At 74.4% G+C, this 14190-nt stretch carries 4 protein-coding genes; all 4 read right to left on the reverse strand.

Annotated elements, in window-relative coordinates:
• Position 1: 1 nt before the first annotated feature.
• Genes ABZX22_RS19795 through ABZX22_RS19810 form a run of 4 tightly spaced genes read right to left on the reverse strand, consistent with a single transcriptional unit; the run spans position 2 to position 14061 of the window.
• Positions 2 to 6433, reverse strand: a complete 6432-nt coding sequence (locus ABZX22_RS19795; RefSeq protein WP_354910873.1) for an amino acid adenylation domain-containing protein — start codon at positions 6431 to 6433, stop codon at positions 2 to 4.
• On the reverse strand, positions 6423 to 10424 hold the full coding sequence (locus ABZX22_RS19800) for an amino acid adenylation domain-containing protein (RefSeq protein WP_354910876.1): 4002 nt from the start codon (positions 10422 to 10424) through the stop codon (positions 6423 to 6425). Before ABZX22_RS19800 ends, ABZX22_RS19795 begins: the two co-directional genes overlap by 11 nt.
• On the reverse strand, positions 10421 to 12190 hold the full coding sequence (locus ABZX22_RS19805) for a carbamoyltransferase C-terminal domain-containing protein (RefSeq protein ID WP_354910878.1): 1770 nt from the start codon (positions 12188 to 12190) through the stop codon (positions 10421 to 10423). The genes ABZX22_RS19800 and ABZX22_RS19805 overlap by 4 nt, the downstream gene beginning before the upstream one ends.
• Positions 12190 to 14061: an amino acid adenylation domain-containing protein gene (locus ABZX22_RS19810; protein WP_354910881.1), complete on the reverse strand. Its 1872-nt coding sequence runs from the start codon at positions 14059 to 14061 to the stop codon at positions 12190 to 12192. The genes ABZX22_RS19805 and ABZX22_RS19810 overlap by 1 nt, the downstream gene beginning before the upstream one ends.
• Between the last annotated feature and the right edge of the window lie 129 nt (positions 14062 to 14190).

Here is a 14190-nt window from a genome sequence, read left to right on the forward strand (position 1 = left end):
CTCATGACTCGGACGGCAGCAGCCGCTCGAGCTCGTCGTCGGTGAGCGCCTCGACCATCCGCTCCAGCTCCTCGGCGACCCGCTTGGCCAGGGCGGAGATGCGGGGCTCCGCGAGGATCTGCTTGATGCCCAGGTCGACGCCGAAGGTGGTGCGGATGCGGAAGGCGATCTGCACGGCGTGCAGGGAGTGCCCGCCCAGGGCGAAGAAGTCGTCCTCGGCCCCGGCCCGTTCGACCTCCAGCACCTCGCGCCAGATCGCGGACAGCGCCTCCTCCACCGGGTCGCGGGGCGCGACGTACTCCGCCTCGGGGACGGCCTGGCCGGAGCCGGGCAGCGGGAGCGCGGCCCGGTCGATCTTGCCGTTGGGGTTGAGCGGCAGCTCATCCATGATCATCAAGCTGGCCGGCACCATGTGCTCGGGCAGCTGCCCCGCCAGGTGCTCCAGCAGCTCGCCGGCGCTGACCGCGGCGGCGGGCTGCACGTAGGCGGCCAGCCTGCCGCCGGGCGCGGTCACCACGCAGGCGGCCACCGACGGGTGCCCGGCCAGCGTCTCCTCGATCTCGCCCAGCTCCACCCGGAAGCCCCGGATCTTGACCTGGTGATCGCGGCGGCCGAGGAAGTCCAGGGTGCCGTCGGGCCGCCAGCAGGCCAGGTCGCCGGTGCGGTACAGGCGCGAGCCCGGCACCCCGGAGAAGGGATCGGCGACGAAACGGTCGGCGGTCAGTCCGGGCCGCCGCCAGTAGCCGACGGCCACGCCGGGGCCGCCCAGCCACAGCTCGCCGGGAACCCCGACCGGAGCGGGACGCAGCGCCTGGTCCACGACCCAGGCCTGCGTGTTGGCGATGGGCGGCCCGATCTGCCCGTTGGTGAGCGGCAGTTCCGCCAGCGGTCTGCAGGTGGAGATGCTGGTCACCTCGGTCGGGCCGTAGATGTTGTGCAGGCCGGAGTGGCGGGCCTCGCGGACGCTGCTCAGGTTGATGCGCTCGCCGCCGATGTAGACCTGGTCCACGGTGGCGAAGGCGTCTGGCACCTCGCCGACCGTCGAGTTGAACAGGGCGGTCACCAGGGCGAGCGTGGTCACGCCCTCGGCCCGCAGCAGCGCCGTCAGCCTGGCGGGTGACAGCACCGTCTCGTTGTCGGCGATCACCAGCCGCCCGCCGTTCAGCAGCGCGCCCCAGACCTCGAAGATGAGCGGGTCGAAGGACGAGTTCGACAGCTGGGCCACCACGCTGTCGGGGCCGAGCCGGACGTAGTCGGTGCCGCGCACCAGGCGCACGACGCCGCGGTGCGGCACCGCCACCCCCTTGGGCCGCCCGGTGGAGCCGGAGGTGTAGACGACGGTCGCGACACGGTCCCCGCCGCCGTGGTCGCCGTCGCGGAAGTCGCGGGTGCCGAGATCCTCCACGGCCATCGCCTGGCCTTCGGCGAGCGGCAACCCGGCCAGCAGGTGGCGGTGCCCGAGCACGATGCCGGCGCCGGTGTCCTCCAGCATGAACGCCAGCCGCTCGGCCGGATACCCGGGGTCGAGCGGCACGTAGGCCGCCCCCGCCCGCAGGATGCCGACGATCGCGCAGACCAGGTCGGCCGAGCGGGCGCAGCACAGCCCGACCAGGTCGCCCGCGCGCACGCCCGCCTCCCGCAGGGCCGCGGCGACGGAACCGGCCCGCCGCCACAGCTCGGCGTAGCTCAGCCGCACGTCGCCGTCGACCACGGCCACGCGCTCGGGCCGCAGCAGGACGTGCTCGGCCACCAGCGACTCCATCGAGCCGGCCAGCGGCGCCGGCCGGTCGGTCCGGTTCCACCGGCCGACGAGCGCGCGCTCGGCCGGCGAGGACAGCGGCGCGGCGGCCACGGGCGCGTCCGGATCGGCGGCCACCTGGTGCAGCGCGGTCAGGTACTGGTCGCGGACGCGCCGGACCTGCTCGGGCGAGAACTCGCCCCGGTGGAAGTCCAGCCCCATGAGCAGCCCGTTGCCGGAGCGCGGGTTGCGCAGGAAGCCGCAGACGAACGGGTAGTTGGTCGGCTCGACCCGCACCGTGGTGAAGGCGTCCAGCTTGGGGTCGACGAAGGCGACCTCGCCCGCGTCGAGCACGTCCTTCAGCACGTGGAAGTGGTTGTAGACGAAGTGCGTCTCGTACAGCGGGCCGCCGCCGGCCATGCGTTGGATCTCCGACATGGGGAAGCGGCGGTGCGGCAGCAGGCCGTTCTCCTCCTCGAAGACGCGCCGGATCAGCTCCGCCCACGTCCCGCCGACCCGCGCCCTGATCGGCAGCGAGTTGAGGAACAGGCCGCGGGACTCGGTGCCGTCGGCCTCCTCCAGCCTGCCGTTGAAGGCCATCCCGGTGACCACCTCGTCGGTCCCGGCCAGATAGGCCAGCACCCGCACGTGTACGGCCAGCAGCACGCTCTTCAGCGGCACGCCCAGCCGTTCGGCCACCTTCTCCAGGCCCCTGCAGAGGTCGCCGGGGATCTTGGTCTCCCGCCAGCCGTAGAAGTCGCTGCTCTCCTGGGGCAGGGTCCAGTCCTGGACGTCGTAGGCGGGGCCCGCGTCGTCGACCGCGCAGTCGCGCGGCCAGCGGGGCAGCACCAGCCGGTCGAGGCCGGCCAGCCGCTCGCTCCACCAGGCGCGCTCGTCGGCCGACCGCAGGGCCTGGCGCTCGGCCTCGATGAAGTCGCGGTAGGTGGAGGCCGGTCGCGCCGCGGCCGCGGCGGCCGGGTCCTGGAGCAGGGCCACGTAGCGTTCCAGGATCTCGGCGATCGTGGAGTGCAGGCTCCAGCCGTCGAGGATCGCGTGGTGCTCCACCAGCGTCCACTGGAAGGTGTCGTCGGTGCGCCGGTGGACGAAGAAGCGCCACAGCGGCGGCCTGGACAGGTCGAAGGGCCGCTCGCGCTCGCGGTCGACCAGCTCGCCGATGACACGCGCCTGCTCCTCGGCCGGCAGCTCGCGCAGGTCGGTGACGACGATCGGCAGGTCGGCCTCACGGTGGACGAGCTGCAGCATCTCGCTGTACTCGCTCAGGTGGAAGGAGGTGCGCAGGATGTCGTGGCGCCGCACCACCTGGGCGGTCGCGGCGCGGAACAGTTCCTCGTCCCACGGCGCCCGCAGGTGGAAGCTGTCGACGTTCTGGTAGAGCATGCGCTCGTCGGACTCCATGTGGAAGACCATGCCGACCTGGAGCGCGGCCATCGGGTAGGCGTCGACCACGTCCTCGGGCAGCCGGGCCCGGTCGGCGGCGGAGACCAGCTCGTACGGCTCCCGCTCCCGCTCCACCGGCGCCGCCGGCACGATGTCGGCGGCCAGCTGGGCCACCGTCGGCAGCTGGAAGAGCCGCTGCAGCTCGAAGTCGAGCCCGCGCTCGCGGGCCAGCGCCAGCACCTGCACGCTGCGGATGGAGTCCCCGCCCAGGTGGAAGAAGTTGTCGGTGACGCCGACCCGCTCCAGCTCCAGCACCTCGGCCCAGACGGCCGCCAGCTCCCGTTCCGTCTCGGTCCTGGGGGCGACGTAGTCCCGGCCCAGCGCCGGCCGGTCCTCGCCGGGCGGCGGCAGCGCGGCCCTGTCGACCTTGCCGTTGCCGCTGAGCGGCAGCTCGTCCAGGATGATCACCACGGAGGGGATCAGGTGCGCGGGCAGCCGCGGCTCCAGGAACTCGTGGACCGCCTCGACGGTCAGCTCGCCCCTGGGCACGACGTAGGCGACCAGCCGCCGCTCCGGCGCGCCGTGCGCGACGATGACGCACTTGGCCACGTGGGGATGCTCGACGACGGCCGCCTCGACCTCGCCCGGCTCGATGCGGAAGCCGCGGATCTTCAGCTGGTGGTCGATACGGCCGTGGAACTCCAGCGTGCCGTCGGGCTTCCAGCTGGCCAGGTCGCCGCTGCGGTAGAGCCGGGCGCCCGGCCGTCCCGAGAAGGGGTCGGGCACGAAACGCTGGGCGGTCAGGTCCGGCCGGTTCCAGTAGCCGCGCGTCACGCCGTCGCCGCTGACGTACAGCTCGCCGATCACGCCGGCCGCCACCGGCTGCCCGTCCGGGTCCAGGATGTGGATGCCGAGGTCGGGCAGCGGGACGCCGATCGGGCTCGGCCGCTCGGCCAGCAGCTCGCGGGTCAGCGGGGCGTAGGTGCTGTGCACGGTGGTCTCGGTGATCCCGTACATGTTGACCAGCTGCGGCGAGTCCTCGCCGTGCCGCTCCCACCAGCGCAGCACCGAGTCGCGGTCGAGCGCGTCCCCGGCGAAGATCACCAGGCGCAGGGCCAGGTCGGCGCCCCGCCGCTCGTCCACGGCGACGAACTGGCGGAAGACGGCCGGGGTGGCGTTCAGCACGGTCACCCGCTCGCGGGCGACCAGGTCGTAGTAGGCCTCCGGCTCGCGGCTCTCCCAGTGACTGACCACGACCAGGCGGCCGCCGGTGGTCAGGGCGTTCCAGACCTCCCAGACGGAGACGTCGAAGGAGCTGGAGTGCAGCAGCGTCCACACGTCGTCGGGGCGGAAGCCGTACCAGCGCCGGGTGCCCGACAGCAGCCGGATCACGTTGTGGTGGGTGGCCATCACGGCCTTGGGCGTGCCGGTGGAACCCGAGGTGTAGATCAGATAGGCCAGGTCGTCCGGGCCGGTCCCCGCGTCGGTGAAGGGCCCAGCGGCAGGCTCAGCGGCAGGCAGGGTGGCGGGGGAGTCCACCAGGACCTTCCGGTAGCCGCCTGACGGCAGCTCCACCCCGCGCTGGGTGACGACCACCCGCAGCCCGGCGTCCTCCAGCATGAAGGCCAGGCGGGAGGCGGGATAGGCCGGGTCGAGCGGCACGTAGGCGGCCCCGGTGCGGAGGATGGCGAGCATGCCGACGACCAGGTCGGCGCTGCGGCGGCAGGCCAGCCCGACCAGCTCGCCCGGCTCGGTGCCGAGGCGGCCGGCCAGCGCGCCGGAGCGTTCCCACAGCTCGGCGTAGGTGAGGCTGGTGGCGCCGTCGGTGAGGGCGACGGCGTCCGGACGGGCGCGCACCTGCTCGGCCACCAGGCGGGGCAACGAGGTGGTGGGGGCGATGCGCTCGCCCGGCCCCGACCAGCTCGCCAGCAGCCGCCGCTCGTGCTCGGGGAGCGAACTGACCTGGGAGACGGGCCGGTCGGGCGCGGCCAGCAGGCCGTCCAGCAGCGTCTGCCACTGCTCGGCCAGCCGGTCGGCGGTGGCGGCGTCGAACAGGCTGGTGGCGTACTCCAGTTCCACGCGCAGCTCGCCCTCGCAGTCCACCACGGTGACGGTGAGGTCGAACTTGGCCGTCCCGGTGTCGGCGGGCAGCAGCTCCGCCTCCGCCTCGCCCAGCCGCCAGCGCCGCCGCTCCTGCCGGTGGAGGCCGAACAGCACCTGCACCAGCGGCGGGTGCGACAGGTCACGCTCGGGCTGGAGCGCGTCGACCAGCGCGGCGAACGGGGTCTCCTGGTGTGACTGGGCCGGCGCCGACGACTCCCGCACCCGGGCCAGCAGCTCGGTGAAGGTCGGGTCTCCCGCCAGGTCGGCCCGGACGATGAGGGTGTTGGCGAAGAAGCCGACGAGCTCCTCCAGCTCCGGCGCCGGGCGACCGGCCACGGGCGTGCCGAGCACCAGGTCCGTACGGCCGCTCCACCGGCCCAGGAGCAGGGCGAAGGCGGCGAAGAGCACCTCGAAGACGGTGGCGCCCCTGGCGTGGGCCAGCTCGCGCACCTGCTCGGCCATCGGCAGGGTGAAGTACTTGGTGGCGCCGTCGAACTCCTGGACGGCCGGCCGCCGCCGGTCGATGGGCAGCTCGAGCAGCGGCGGCAGGTCCGCGAGGTACTCGCGCCACCAGGCCAGCCCCTCGTCCAGGGGCAGGCCGCGCTGCCAGGCCGCGTAGTCGGCGTAGTCGATGACCGGCGGCGCGGGCTCGTCGCCTGCCAGCTCCTCCAGCAGCAGCCCGAGCGACCAGCCGTCCACGGCGATGTGGTGGAAGGAGATCCACAGCAGGTGGTGCTCGGCGGTGTGGGTGATCAGCCCGGCGCGCACGAGGGGAGCGGCGGACAGGTCGAAGGGCTCCCGGAGCCGGCGGTCGGCCAGCCGCCGCGCCTCCTCCCAGGTGGCGGCGCGCTCCTGGCTCCAGGGCACGGCGGCCTCGTGCAGGTGGGTGCGCGGCCTGCCGTCGGTGGCGGTGAAGGCGGTGCGCAGGGCCGGGTGCCGGTCGGCCAGGCCCTGTACGGCTCGCCGCAGCCCGGCGGCGTCGGCCGGACCGGTGAGTTCCAGCAGCACGGGGACGTTGTAGAGCGGGATGCCCGGCCGCCACTGGTCCAGGAACCACAGCCGCTCCTGGCCGTGCGACAGCGGGTCGGATCCGGGCTCGCGGCGCGGGATCGCGACCGGTCTGGGCAGGTCGTCGAGGCCCGCCTCGGCCAGCAGCCTGCTGATGAGCAGCTCTTCTGCGCGGTCAATGTGCATCTGCGTTCTCTTTCTCCGCAACCACGCGGGCTTGCCGGACCTGGAGGACGATGGCCGCCACGCGGTCCAGCCGGTCGCCGTCCGCGCTGCGCAGCGCGGCGGCCAGGCGCCGGACCGTCTTGTGCCGGAACAGGTCGCGGACCGAGAGCGTCGTGCGCAGGGCGCGCTCGATCCGTGTGGTGACCTTGACGGCGTGCAGGGAGTGGCCGCCCAGATCGAAGAAGTCGTCGGTGGCGCCGAGCCGTTCCACGCCGAGCACCTCGGCCCAGATCGCGGCCAGCAGCTCCTCCACCGGCCCGTCCGGTGCCACCGCGGCCGCCTCGGCCCGTTGCCGCTCGGGCGCGGGCAGGGCGGACAGGTCGACCTTCCCGTTGGGGGTGAGGGGCAGCCGGTCCACGAGGATCAGGTGGGCGGGGATCAGGTGCTCGGGCAGCTCCCGCGCCAGTCCCTCGCGCAGCCCTGCCAGGGTGACCCCCGGGCCGGGCTGGACGTAGCCGGCCAGCTCCACCGGCCCGGACTCCGGCTCCAGCGCGACGACGGCGCAGCCGCGCACGCCGGGCAGCGCCGACATGGCCAGCTCGACCTCGCCGGGCTCGACCCGGAAACCGCGGATCTTCAGCTGCCGGTCGACGCGGCCGAGGAACTCCAGGGTGCCGTCCCCGTTCCAGCGGGCCAGGTCCCCGGTGCGGTAGAGGCGCGCGCCCGCCGTACCGGAGAAGGGGTCGGCCACGAACGAGGACGCGGTCCGCCCCGGCCGGTCCCAGTAGCCCCAGGCCACGCCGGGGCCGCCGAGCCACAGCTCGCCCGGCACGCCGGCGGCGGCCAGGTCGCCCGTGTCGAGGTCGACGACCCAGGCGGTGGTGTTGGCGATGGGCCTGCCGATGGGCCCGCGGACGGTGGGCGGCTCGGTGAGCCGCCGGCAGGTGGAGAAGGTGGTCACCTCGGTCGGCCCGTAGGCGTTGTGCAGGCTCTTCGGCCCGAGCCCGCCGCGCAGCACCTCCCCGATCCTGGCCACGTCCAGCGCCTCGCCGCCGACGTAGAGCTGCTCGACCGTGGCGAAGGCGTCGGGGACCTCGCTGGTGGTGGCGTTGAACAGGGACGTGGTGAGGAAGGCGGTGGTGACCCGCTCGGCGCGCAGCAGCGCGGCGAGCGCGACCGGGGACAGCACGGTCTCCGGTGGCGTCACCGCCACGCGGCCGCCGTTGGTCAGCGCGCCCCAGACCTCGAAGGTGATGGCGTCGAAGGAGGCGTTGGAGACCTGGGCGATGACCGTCGTGCCGTCGAGGGCGACGTAGTCGGTCTCCCGGACCAGGCGGATGATGCCCCGGTGCGGGATCACCACGCCCTTCGGCCGTCCGGTCGAGCCCGAGGTGTAGATCACGTAGGCGGCGTCCTCGGGGCCGACCTCCACCTGAGGAGCGGCCCCGATCTCGGCGCCCGGCCCGTCCACGGCCAGGCCGGCGCGTCCGGCCAGCGGCAGCCCGGCGAGCAGGTCGCGATGCCCCACCACCAGCCGCGCGCCGCTGTCCTCCAGCATGAACGACAGCCGGGCGGCCGGGTAGGCGGGGTCGAGCGGCACGTAGGCGGCCCCGGCCCGCAGGATGGCCAGCATGGCGACGACCAGGTCGGCGCCGCGACGGCAGGCCAGCCCCACCGGCTCGCCCCTGCGCGGCCCGAGCCGCGCGGCCAGCGCGCCGGACCGCGCCCACAGCTCGGCGTAGGTGAGCCGGACGGCCCCGTCGCTCACCGCGACCGCGTCCGGGCGGCCGGCCACCTGCCGGGCGACCAGCTCAGGGACGGACACCGGCTCCGGGCCGGCCACAGAGCCGGACCCGCCGGACCCGGCGGACCAGCCGGCCAGCCGCCTCCGCTGGCGTTCGGGCAGCGCGCTGACGCGGGAGACCGGCCGTCCCGGCGCCGCCAGCAGGCGCCGCAGCAGGGTCTGCCACTGCTCGGCCAGCCGGTCGGCGGTGTCCGCCTCGAACAGGTCGGTCGCGTACTCCACCTCCACGGCCATCTCGCCCGGCGCGTCGTGCACGGTGAAGGTGAGGTCGAACTTGGCGGTCCCGGTGTCCGCCAGCCGCATCGTGGCCGTCAGCCCGTCGGTCAGGGCCCAGGAATGGCGCGAGGGCCGGTAGTGCGCGAAGGCGACCTGCACCAGCGGCGCGTGGGTGAGCGCCCGCTCCGGCTGGAGCGCCTCCACCAGCAGCGCGAAGGGCACGTCCTGGTGGCTGAGCGCGCCCGCGACGCCGCGCCGTACCCGGTCGACCAGCTCGCCGAAGCTCGGCTCGCCGGACACGTCGGCCCGCACCACCAGGGTGTTGACGAAGAAGCCGACGAGCGGTTCCAGCTCGGGCAGCGGCCGGGCGGCCACCGGTGTGGCGATCGGCAGGTCGCTGCGGCCCGTCCATCGGCGCAGGACCAGCGCGAAGACCGTCAGCGCCACGTCGAAGACGGTGGCCGAGCGCGCCCGGGCGAAATCGGTCAGGGCGCGGGCCAGCTCCGGCGGCACGACGTGGCGCCGGGTGCCGCCGCCGAAGCTCTGCACGGCCGGGCGGCGGTGGTCCGAGGGGAGCTCCAGCAGCGGCGGCAGGCCGTCCAGGTGCTCACGCCACCAGGCCAGCCCCTCGTCCACGGGCCTGCTGCGCTGCCAGGCGGCGTAGTCGGCGTAGCCGAGCTCGTCGGGCGGCGGCAGGGCGCGGCCACGGCAGGCGGTGGTGAGGTCGTCGAGCAGGTGGTCCAGCGACCAGCCGTCGACGGCCAGGTGGTGCACGCAGATCCACAGCAGGTGCCGGTCGTGGGCATGGCTCACCAGCCCGGCCCGGACCAGGGGCGGCACGCCCAGGTCGAAGGGCTCCCTGAGGTGGCCGCGGACGGCCTCCCACGCCGCCGCCCCGTCCGCGGCACGCTCGTGCCGCCAGGGGACGGCCGCCGCCCGGGTCACCGGCCGCGGCTGGCCGTCGACGGTGACGAAGGCGGTGCGCAGGGCCGGATGGCGGTCGACGACCCGCTGGAGCGCCTGCCGCAGCTCACCGGCGTCGGCCGGGCCGGTCAGCTCCAGCACCAGCGGCACGTTGTGGAGCGCCGTGCCCGGCCGCCACTGCTCCAGGAACCACAGCCGCTCCTGCTCCAGCGAGACCACGGCGTGCCCGTCGGGCGCCTTGACCAGCGGGCGCACCGGGCCGCGCACCGGGCCGCGCACGGCGGCCGCGTCGACCACCTCGGCGCACCTGGCCAGGGTCGGGGCCGCGAACAGCTCGTCGAAGTGCACCTCGACGTCGAAGGCGGCGCGGATCCTGGTCAGCGCCCGGGCGGCGAGGATGGAGTGGCCGCCCATCGCGAAGAAGTCGTCCTCCGCGCCGACCCTGGGCACCTCCAGGACCTCGGCCCAGATGGCGGCCAGCGCCTCCTCGGTGGGGGTACGCGGGGCGACGTAGGCGTCCTCGTGCCAGTCGGCCGCGATCGGCAGGGCGTCCGGGGCGATCACGACCTCGGCCAGCGGGGTGCCGGGATCGTCGTCCAGCGACTCCAGGATCGACTCCAGCCGGTCCAGGTGCCAGGCCATGGTGGCCGCGGTGTACCGGTCGGCGTCGTAGTCGCACTCCAGCCGCCGGTCGCCGGCATCGCCGGCCAGCAGGAAGAGGCAGTCGCAGTCGCGCAGGCCCAGCGCCAGCCGGTCCACCTCGGCCCGGTCGGCGTCGGCCGCCACCAGCACCCGGGCCTGCGGGTCGGCCGGGTCCCGCTCGGGCGCCAGCAGCTCGGCCAGCGTGGTGCGCTCCCCGACGGCCGCGCGCAGCGTCACCAGCCCGCTCCCGTCCACCGCCGCCACCGTCACCTGCTCGGTTCCGGCCTCGGCGATCAACGCCAGGACGGCGGCGGCCAGCACGGCGCCGCCGTACGGACGGGAGAGCGGGCGGGTCAGCGACCCGCGCGCGTAGGTGGGCCGGACGGTCGCCGCCAGGTCGGCGGGCAGCGTGGTCGAGAGACTCACGACGCGCCTCCCGGCAGCACCACGTGGTCGCCGATGACCAGGCGGTCCAGGCCGCCGCGCAGGAAGGTGTCGACCGCCTCGCGCGGGGTGCGGACGATCGGCTGGCCGCGCAGGTTGAAGGAGGTGTTGAGCAGCACCGGCAGGCCGGTGCGCGCGGCGAAGACGTTCAGCAGCGACCACAGGCGCGGGTTGCCGTCCCTGCTGACCGCCTGGACCCGGGCGGTGCCGTCGATGTGCGTGACCGCGCCCAGGCGCTCGCGGTGCTCGGGGCGGGTGCGGGTGGTGAACAGCATGTGCGCGTACTGGCGCTCGCGGCCCCGCCTGATCTCGAACAGGTCGGCCGCCGCCTCCTCGGCGACGACGGGGGCGAAGGGCCGGAAGTCCTCACGCTTCTTGATCAGGTTGTTGATGTGGTCGCGCATCCGGGCTTCGCGGGGGTCGGCCAGGATGCTGCGGCAGCCCAGGGCGCGGGGGCCGAACTCCATGCCGTCCTGGAACCAGGCGATCACCTCGCCCCGGTCCAGCGCGGCGGCGGTCTCGGCGAGCAGCTCCTCCTCGTCGGTGACGCGGCGGTGGCGGCAGTCGGTCCTGGTGGCCAGGTGCTCGGCGATCCGGTCGGCGTCGAAGGAGCTGCCCCAGTACGGCATGAGCAGCGGCGTGATCGGGGTCTCCGGCTTGTGGTCGGCGTGCAGGTGGAGCGCGGCGCCCACGGCGGTGCCGTCGTCGCCGGCGCCGGGCGGCACGAAGACCCTGTCGAACAGCCGGCTGCGCAGGATGAGGCCGTTGGCGGTGCAGTTGAGCGCGACCCCGCCCGCGTAGCACAGGTCGCGCAGTCCCGTCTGGTGACGGTAGTGCCGCAACACGTGCAGCAGGCACCGCTCCAGCGCCGCCTGGACGGCCGCGGCGATGTCCATGTGCCGCTGCTCGATCGGGCCGCCCGGCTGCCGCGCCGGTCCGAAGATCTCCTCCAGCACGGCCAGGACGCCCCGGTGCGTCTCCCGCTGGAGCAGGTCGCCGTCGCGGGCCAGCAGCGGGACGCTGAACTCCGGCGCGGGCCGCAGGTGCACCAGCTGCCGCAGCTCACGCTCGTAGCGGGTGCGGTCGCCGTAGGAGGCCAGGCCCATCATCTTGTACTCGTCCAGGGCCATCTCGAAGCCCAGGTAGAGGGTGAAGACCCCGTAGAGCGTGCCGAGGGAGTGCATCGCGGGCACGGAGTGCAGCACGTCGAGCTTGCCGCCGGTGCCGGCGAGCACGGTCAGGCTCTCGGTCTCGCCCCGGCCGTCGGCCACCAGCACCAGGCAGTCGTCGAAGCCGCTGGCGTAGTAGGCGCTGGCCGCGTGCGCCAGATGGTGCGGAACGGGGACGAAGCGCGAGCGGACCTCCTGGCCGGGGAAGTGCTCGGCGAACCAGTCCAGCTGCCGCTCGGGGTCGTAGACCTCCCGGTAGCGCCGGGCCAGGTAGTCCTCCCCGGCCTCCAGCTCGGAGGGCTCGTGGGCGAAGCCGTGGCCGATCAGGTCGAGGTCTGCCAGGCCGAGCCCGGCCCGGTCCAGGCAGTCGCGGATGGCGTTGGCGGGGAAGCGGCCGGTGCCCTTCTCGCCGGTGAAACGCTCCTCGGCCGAGGCCGCCACGACCCGGCCGTCCACCACCAGGGCGGCGGCCGAGTCGCGGCCCTGGCTGATCCGGTACTCGCGTTCGGACAGGCCGGGAAGCTCGCGCCGCTTGAATTCCTCGGAATGGTGCAGGCCGCTGATACCCAGGACTTTCATCACGTCTCCACGAGGGTCTCGGCGTGCGACTGGAGCGCATGCCTGTCGATCTTCTGGCTGCCGGTCAGGGGAAGGCTGGGCACGATCGCGATGCGCTGCGGCATGAGCGCCCGTGGCAGCCACTGCGCCAGGTGGTCGCGCAGCTCGGCCGTCCCCAGCCGCGCCGCCTGCGCGTACAGGGTCAGGCGCTGGTCGTTGGCGCCGTGGTCGACCACCAGCGCGGCGGCCCTGGCCACCCGCGGATGGCGCTCGGCGACCGCCTCGATCTCCTCCAGCTCGATCCGCTGTCCGCGCAGCTTCACCTGGTGGTCGATGCGGCCGTGATAGGCCAGGGTCCCGTCGGGACGCCAGGCGCACAGGTCGCCGGTCCGGTAGATCCGGCCCAGCTCCGGGTGCTCCTGGAAGACGGCCGCCGTGCGCTCCGGGTCGCCGACGTAGCCGAGCGCCAGCTGCGGGCCGCTCAGCACGAGCTCCCCGATCAGGCCGACGGGCGCCGTCCGGTCCCACTGGTCGAGCACCGCGGCCCGGGTGCCCGGCAGGGGGCGGCCGATCGGCACGGGGTCGTGCGGCGGATCAGGCACCAGGTGCGTGACGGTGTAGATGGTGGTCTCGGTCGGGCCGTAGCCGTTCCACACCCGCGCGCCCGTCGTCCGCAGACCGGCCACGAGATCGGCGCTGAGCGCCTCCCCGCCGCAGATCACGTCGACGCCGTCCAGGCTGCCGGCGGTCAGGTGCGGCACGGTCATCCGCCAGGTCGTCGGGGTGGCCTGGACCAGGTCGAGCCGCCGGCCGTGCAGCCAGGCGGCCAGCCGTTCCGGATCCCGCTGCAGGTCCTCGTGGACCAGCAGCAGCCGTCCGCCGGTGGCCAGCGGCAGGAAGATCTCCATCGTGGACATGTCGAAGGTCAGCGTGGCCATGCAGGTGACGTGCGGGCGCTCGGCTCCGATCATGGCGGCGATGGCGCCGACGCTGTGCCGCAGGGCCGCATGGGGGATGGCGACCGCCTTGGGCGTGCCCGTCGAGCCGGAGGTGGACAGGGCGTAGGCCACCCCGTCGAGGGCGACGGGGAAGTCGGGGACGGCGCCCGCGGCCGGCTCGGCCGTCGCGCGCAGGGCGGTGCAGCCGGGCAGCTCCACCCCCTCGGGGAGCACCGCGTGCCCCGCTCCGGCGGCGGCCAGCTGCTGGCTCAGCCGGAGCGGCGGGTGCTTGAGGTCGAGCGGCAGGAAGCCGGCGCCCAGCGACCAGGTGGCCAGCAGGGCGGCGACGGTCTCGATCCGCCGGGGCAGGCCGATGCCGACCAGATCGCCCGGTCCCACGCCGGCCTGCCCGAAGCTGGTGGCGAGCGCGGCGGTCAGCTCGCCGAGCCGCCGGTAGGTGACGGCCGTGGTGCCGTCGTCGACGGCCACGGCGTCGGGGTCGTCGACCATGTGGTCCCTGATCATCGACGCCACGGTCCGTACGGTGTCCCAGTCGCGCTCGGCGTGCGCGCCCGCGACAATCCGGGCGTCCTCATCGCTCCAGAGCCAGGCCCGGCCGGCGGGCCGGTCCGGATCGGCGGCCAGCGCCGCCGCCAGCCGGGCGCGCAGCAGCGGCTCGGCGACGACCTCCCGGTCGCCGAGGTCGAACACGATGCTCCGGCCGCCCACGGCGACGCTGGTGGCCTCGGGCAGGGCGGCGACCGCTGCGACGATCTCGCTCAGCCTCGCCCGCCAGGGCAGCCGCACCTCGTGCCCGCAGACCTCACCGTGCACCTGCTCCGCGCCCGCGTGCGCGGCCAGCACCACCAGCGCGCCCGCCGCGAGCACCGCGCCGGGCGGCATACCGAATTTACCCGCGAGTCGCTCGGCGGCCTCGAATATCGGATTATCCATGTGGATCCCGTCAATTAAGAGAAGGGCTTTTCCACGAAACTCCGCGTGCTGATCCGGAAGTTAGCCCGGCGCCGCCGCGGCGGAGGGAAACGGGCGGCAAGGTGGCAAGTTCGCGCCACGTTCGGCAGC

Origin of the sequence: Nonomuraea sp. NPDC003804 (assembly GCF_040610675.1) — a bacterium.
GTDB lineage: Bacteria > Actinomycetota > Actinomycetes > Streptosporangiales > Streptosporangiaceae > Nonomuraea.

Bases quoted from the DNA above. Each gene is read 5' to 3' on its own strand.
- ABZX22_RS19795 (WP_354910873.1), bottom strand. From the start codon at position 6,433: ATGCACATTGACCGCGCAGAAGAGCTGCTCATCAGCAGGCTGCTGGCC.
- ABZX22_RS19810 (WP_354910881.1), bottom strand. From the start codon at position 14,061: ATGGATAATCCGATATTCGAGGCCGCCGAGCGACTCGCGGGTAAATTC.
- ABZX22_RS19805 (WP_354910878.1), bottom strand. From the start codon at position 12,190: ATGAAAGTCCTGGGTATCAGCGGCCTGCACCATTCCGAGGAATTCAAG.